Origin of the sequence: Cupriavidus sp. UYPR2.512 (genome assembly GCF_000379565.1) — a bacterium.
In the GTDB taxonomy this organism is placed as follows: Bacteria; Pseudomonadota; Gammaproteobacteria; order Burkholderiales; family Burkholderiaceae; genus Cupriavidus.
The window spans coordinates 1-5,605 of sequence record NZ_KB902927.1; the positions used below are offsets into that span (position 1 = coordinate 1).

Annotated in this window: 5 protein-coding genes and 1 pseudogene; 5 read left to right on the plus strand and 1 reads right to left on the minus strand. The window is 57.5% G+C overall.

Features of this window, described 5'->3' with window-relative positions; all coding sequences use genetic code 11:
- Positions 1 to 345: 345 nt before the first annotated feature.
- From A3A5_RS41255 to A3A5_RS41265, 5 genes are all read left to right on the plus strand, one after another.
- Positions 346 to 1,539 carry a tyrosine-type recombinase/integrase gene (locus tag A3A5_RS41255; protein ID WP_232431323.1) on the plus strand — a complete coding sequence of 398 codons (1,194 nt, stop codon included), beginning with the start codon at positions 346 to 348 and terminating at the stop codon, positions 1,537 to 1,539.
- Positions 1,540 to 1,976: 437 nt separating this feature from the next.
- Positions 1,977 to 3,227 (plus strand): hypothetical protein, encoded by a 1,251-nt coding sequence (locus A3A5_RS38290; RefSeq protein ID WP_018310722.1) that lies wholly within the window; start codon positions 1,977 to 1,979, stop codon positions 3,225 to 3,227.
- A 48-nt stretch (positions 3,228 to 3,275) separates the two neighbouring features.
- Positions 3,276 to 4,091 (plus strand): hypothetical protein, encoded by an 816-nt coding sequence (locus A3A5_RS44650; RefSeq protein ID WP_232431324.1) that lies wholly within the window; start codon positions 3,276 to 3,278, stop codon positions 4,089 to 4,091.
- 252 nt (positions 4,092 to 4,343) lie between these two features.
- Entirely contained in the window at positions 4,344 to 5,042 is a 699-nt protein-coding gene (locus tag A3A5_RS44655; protein ID WP_232431325.1) for a hypothetical protein, read from the plus strand.
- The gene (locus tag A3A5_RS41265) at positions 5,039 to 5,416 is read left to right on the plus strand and encodes a hypothetical protein (protein WP_232431326.1); all 378 of its coding nucleotides are present in this window, start codon (positions 5,039 to 5,041) and stop codon (positions 5,414 to 5,416) included. The genes A3A5_RS44655 and A3A5_RS41265 overlap by 4 nt, the downstream gene beginning before the upstream one ends.
- A 95-nt stretch (positions 5,417 to 5,511) precedes the next feature.
- On the opposite strand, the pseudogene A3A5_RS44660 reads toward A3A5_RS41265, so the two are convergent.
- A pseudogene (locus A3A5_RS44660) lies at positions 5,512 to 5,605 on the minus strand (ATP-binding protein); the annotation flags it as partial.

Genomic DNA, 5,605 nt, shown 5'->3' on the forward strand with positions numbered 1-5,605 from the left:
ACCGACGAGAAAGGTAAACAGCTTGATCTGCTGCCGATCGAGAGAATCGTGGACATCACGCAGCCACTCGTACTCGTTGTCGTTGTAGCGCTGTGTTAGGTGACTGCATCTGTCTGTCTGCTGCGCACTTGGGTTCAGGCTGCTAGTGTCCAACTGGGACGGCGTGTTGGAAGATCTGTCTTGTCCCGTGGATTAGCGATTGTTTTGGGCCGGTGGTTCGTCGTCTATGGCGGCGTAGCCGCCGTAGACGACGAACCACCGGCGACGCCGAACTGTCGGGGCGCACGAGTTGATAGCGACGATTGCTTCGCGGAACGACCAGTTGCTCTACTGCCTGGAGGGAAAATGGCTCGCAGAACGCTGAAAATCCTGCAGTTCAGTCCACACCGAGAATTCGGAACACCGGAAGCCGTCGTTATGTTGACGGATGGAGAGTCGACAGATTCCGAACTGATGCACTACTTCAATGTCGGCGCGATGGCTGCGATTGTCGACCAAGATGGCGTTCCCCTGCAATGGCCATGTGCCTTCCTTGCTGAAACTGCGTTGAAAAGCCGAAGTGCGACGGGTGATACCGTACGCACCTATGCCGAAGCCCTTGTGCCATGGCTCGAATTTCTTCGAGCCCGAAAGATCGAGCCCAGCCATGCAACCGAAGAACATCTGAGTCTCTATAGGAATCATCTCGTCAACGATCGACATGGCAAGACGCAATTGCAGTACGCATCGTCAACGGCGAATCATCGCGTGGTTGTGGCTGCCCAGTTTCATCAGTGGGGAAAACGCCGCAGCGTCATGGAATCACCGCTTGGTAATTTCCTTCATGAGCGCGCCGGTGGACGGGTCTCACCATCCTTAACGCGGCCAGTCGCAGTGAGGGTCGGGGGTCCGCGTAGTCCTATCGCACCGCGCGTGATCAAGAGACTACCCAAGGTTTTAAGCCTTGAGGAGATTAGTCGGCTGTTCACCATTGTACCGGGCCAGTATCGGCTTCTCTTCCAGTGGTGTATTACGACGGGGACACGGAGATTTGAGGCTTGTTCGCTCAGGATTGAGGATCTGCCGACCGCCAGTGAAGTGGCGGCAATGGACGGCGGGTTGATCCCTATCGAGGTGCTTCGAAAGGGATCGAGGTTGTCGACGATACAAGCACCAGCGAAATTGGTCGAGGCCACGCTCTGGCATGTTCTGGTAAGCCGCCCTGAACCCGCTTCTGCGGAATACGACGGTCTCGTCTTTCTCAACCAGCACGGCAGACCTGTAAGTCGTGCTTCGCTCACCCGGGCGTTTCGTCGCTGCGCCGACGAAATTGGCAGCAGCGCGACACTTCATCACATGCGCCATACCTTTGCGATCCGGGTGCTTGAAGCGCTGGAAAACTTCCAAGGCAAGGGAAAACCGATGAATTCGATCAAGGCCCTGCAGGTATTGATGGGACATTCGAACATGGCTACGACGGAACTTTATCTGCGGGCTATGGAGGCAAGCAGCGATGCTGTCTTTAATGCTCTGGACTTCCTGTATGGGGCGTCGCTATGAGAGCGCAACTCGTCCACCGGGTATCAGGCCAGCAGCTACTCGTATCGGGCCCAGAGGGCCACCGACCGCGCTCGCTGTTCGACTTCGGATCCCTAGGATTCGAGCCTTCGGTAGCCAACGCCTTGATTCGAGGCTTCATAGCATTGCAGGGGCACAACATAATCGAAACCCAGCGACTGGTATGGAGGGACATTCGCTGCTTTGCCGCCGCGCTGGGGCGGAAAGTTTCATTGCGGCCGCTACCAGCTACCTGTATTAGGGACCTCAAGCGCTGGCTGGAGAAATCCCACTGCTGTTCCAAGACCGCCCAGGGTTGCATGAACTCGGTCTGCCGTCTGCTCAGATGGTGCGCGCGAAACTCAAGAAATATCGTCGATTCGAGGGCTGCCCTCCTGCCCTCGCAGTTCCTCCGGACGAACGTAAGACCCAGAGAAGCCATGGGTGAGGCGGAGATCAAGGCTATTCTGAGGTGCTGTTACACGGACATTGAGCGGGCGGAAGCTCGTTTGGCTCGTATGGATTTGCTGCGCACCGGAAGCGCCGACGGCCCGCAAGATGAGCAGCTCCGACAGGTCATCCAAGAGTTGGTGGATATTGGAAATGGCGAAATCCCTTCTCGCGCAAGAATTTTGAGCGTACCACGCGGGTCGAGCATGCTCGCACGGATCGACGCGCTCGGAGGACTGACGTACTTCAACTGTTGCCTCTATCCCACCGTTGGCGACATATTCCCTTTCTACTTAGCGATCCTGATCCAGACGAGCGCTAACCCCCAGGCGCTGCGTTTGCTCAAGCGAACGTGCATCGAACCTCATGCGGTACGCGCGGATCTCGAATGCATCGTTTGGGAGAAGCCGCGTGCAGGGAGTGAGCAGCGCGTCGACTTTCCAATGGGCCGTAGGTGGAGCGCACCGAATCTGATCAGGCGCGTATGCGCTATGAACCAGAGGCTTGTTTCGCCCGTCAGGCCAGGTGGAGAGGTACTGGTATTTCTGGCTCGGGGTAACAAGGGAAAAACAGGTGTGCCGAGTTGGCAGACCATTCATCGCTGTCTGGTTGCGTTTCGAGAGAGGCACGGCCTCTCCAACTTCCAGTTGCGTGACTTGCGCCGTGCCGGCGCGAAATTGCACCATGCGGCAGGTCGTTCCATTCGTGCGGCGAAGATGCGCCTCAATCATGCAAGCGAGATCACCACGCAGGGATATACGCCTGCGAGCGATTTACGGGAGGTACACGAGCAGACAATTCTGAAGTTCCAGGGCGCTCTTGTCGAGGAAAGTCGCTGCAGGGATCGAGCGCATGAGGGTCAGTCGATTGGGCGCCGAGAGTTGGAAAGCGATCCGATGGAGACGGTCTTCGGATTCGGATGCAAGGATCCTTTTGCCGGACTGGCGCCGGGAAGTGAGCCTGGCCGGATGTGCCTTCAGTTCTTTCGGTGTGCAACGTGTCCGGGAGCCTTGATTCCGGTTGATGACATCGGCGTGATAGCGAGGCTGCTGTCTGCATCAGAAGCATTGATGCAGGCACGACAACGGTCGCTTCGGGAGGGCTGGACGATGAGGTTCGAAGTGATGTATGGCCCCGTGCAAGCGATCATCGACCGGGAAATTCTGCCCATACTGGGTGAGGCGGTAGTTGATCGCGCGCGTCAATTGGTCGATACAAACCGTCTGCCGTGGATTGAATAGCCCATGACACCACCGTTGATACATCGGAAGACGCGGTACGAATGGTATATGCGCACCTCAGCGTTGTATGAGGAGGAACTCGCGGTTATCGATTGGCGCAAGATGCTGCCGGAAGGTGGCACACCAGGCCAGAGATTGAAGCTACTGAAAAGTCTGAAGGAACTGCTCGAAGCAATGATCGAGTATCCGGTGACCAAAGGGAGATCCGGTCTGGCCCACTCTACAGTCTTGCTATGGTGCAATCTGCTTCGCTATCTCGTAGCCTGGATGGCATCCGAGGGACTTTGGAGCTTCTCTCAGCTCGGCACGCAACACCTCTTGATGTTTCTGAAAACCAGGCGTCAACGACATGGGCCCGGCCGCGCCTCAGCAACGACGGTGCACAGCTACGTGCGGCTGTATTACAGAATGTGGGAGCTTAGGACGAGATACAGTGATTCGCTGCGCGTAAACCCAGGATTGATCGAGCCGGATGTTCAGTTGCTGAGATGCGCGGACGACCGTCCATTCAAGGCGATTCCCGAAGAGGTCGCGCTCCCGCTTATCAAGGATGCAATCGAATGGCTGACCCGTTTCGGCCCGCTGATGACACAAGTGGCGGGGGAACTGTGGCAGGTCCGAATCACCAATGTTACGCTTCCCCAGAAGGCTCGTCAGCCGAGGATTCAGGCTCTCTACAAAGAGGCGCAATGGGAATCGCTTCTCAGCGATCTCGAAAGTGCGTTGCAAATGAAGACTGCTCGGCCCAACAACATCCTGTGTCGAGCCATGACAGTTACCCTCGGAGCAGCCGTGATCGTGCTGCTGTTCATGGTGGGGATGCGCGTGCGAGAGTTGGTCCGACTTGATGTGGACTGCCTCTAGGTGGAGAGGCAGCAGGCAGGCGTGCCCGTCGCATACCTGAGTGGGATAGCGGCCAAAGCCGGTGGGCGGCAGCGACGATGGGTTGCCGGCGATCCAATTCCCGAAGTGATCGAGTGGCTGCGAGCTACGTTCGCGCCATGCCGCACGGCTAGTGGCAGTCAGGCTCTGTTCTTGGCACGTTCATCAACCGCGCTGATTCCCCCTCCGGGCACTTCAGCACACCGGATGGGTGTGACGGCTCCTATCAGGCTGATGCAAGCGTTCGCCGATTCGCCATTTCGGGCGGACAGGCCCGCCACGTCACGGCTGCACCCCCACGCTGCACGCAAGACATTTGCCAAGTTCGTCGTAAAACGGGACAAGCGGGCGCTGGAGGCCTTGTCCGTCCACTATGGTCATGCGTACCGCGAATTCACGGATGGTGTCTACGTCGGGGCAGATTTCCAGCTCAGCCAGCTATTGGAGCAGGAAGACCGTGATGATCTCGCTCGCACGCTGACCAGCTTGATGCAAAGCAGTCGAATGGGTGGCAAGGCTGCAGAGCGCATCAACGAGTTCCGGCGTCAATACCAGAAGGACCCTTCATTTGCCGGGAAGGCCGTTCCGCAGACGCTAGTGGACAACCTGGTCAGGCGAGGTATCAAGATCGCACCGTGTGACTGGGGTTACTGCGTGTATTCCGAAAGTCATTCGGCTTGTCGTGGAGATGCAATCGGACCCAATGAAGTCCTCAGGGCTCCGGATGTCTGCTCAACCTGCGCCAACTTCGTCGTGACGACGGAGCATCAAGCGTGGTGGAACGATCGGGTCATCCGCGAAGAGACGTTCCTCACGCAACGTGGTCTTCCTGAGCAGACGCAAATTCTAGTTAAGAAACGTCTGGACCAATCGAAGGCGCTCCTTGCAGGCCTCGTCTCGCGCACGACGGGAAAAGTGGTGTCCCAATCATGAACAAGACAATGCGTTTGTCGGTCCGGGAGCGTGTCGAAGCAGCCCTAAAAGTCGCGCGATCTGAAAGCCCAAGCTCTCGAATTACGGTGAGTGAACTGAGCCGGCTCGCTGGAGTAAGCCGCGCGAACCTCTACACATCTCATCGGGATATAGTGGCGAGCCTGCAATCCAGTCGGAAGGAGGGGCATCCGCGCCAACCCAGCACCGACCCGTCGCAAAAGCTGAAGCAGCTTCGGATAGAACTGCGGGACCAGGTGCGCAAAAATCGAGCTCTGGTCTATCTTGTGATAGAGCTTCGTGCGGAGCTGCAGCGCACGCGTAACCAACTTGCCGCAGAGAAGCAATCAAAGGGCGCGCGCGAGAAACGACGATAAGTTCATGAACGCGGCGGCGATCGTCGACGCGCTCAAAGCGATGTTTGCAGTGACGTAGAATGGGACCGTACATACAAACAAGATCCGCACCTAAGCTGTGCCTCGTCACAGAAAAGCAGCACTGTGCCGCTCCCCGCTCGAGCAGCCGCCTCGCGAATCCGCAGGGCCAGACGCATCCGCTTGGCCGGA